The sequence below is a fragment of the Extibacter sp. GGCC_0201 genome (assembly GCF_017566055.1).
GTDB lineage: Bacteria > Bacillota > Clostridia > Lachnospirales > Lachnospiraceae > Extibacter.
This window is the reverse complement of the sequence record NZ_JABFCH010000110.1, coordinates 1-232: the sequence shown is the minus strand read 5'-3', so window position 1 is coordinate 232 and position 232 is coordinate 1. Positions and strand designations below refer to the sequence as shown.

At 57.8% G+C, this 232-nt stretch carries 1 protein-coding gene; it reads right to left on the bottom strand.

Annotated elements, in window-relative coordinates:
* On the bottom strand, positions 1-232 hold a 232-nt coding region (locus tag HJV72_RS18915), incomplete at both ends, for a BspA family leucine-rich repeat surface protein (protein WP_208073405.1).

Here is a 232-nt window from a genome sequence, read left to right as displayed (position 1 = left end):
TGAACATATAGGATGCGGTGGTGAGGCTTGAGACATCCCAACCGGAGAGGTCGCCGAGCGTGGTGATGGAGGAGCAGCCGCTGAACATATAGGATGCATCGGTCACCTTGGAGACATCCAAACCGGAGAGGTCGCCGAGTGTGGTGATGGAGGAGCAGCCGTTGAACATATAGGATGCGGTGGTGAGGCTTGAGACATCCCAACCGGAGAGGTCGCCGAGCGTGGTGATGGA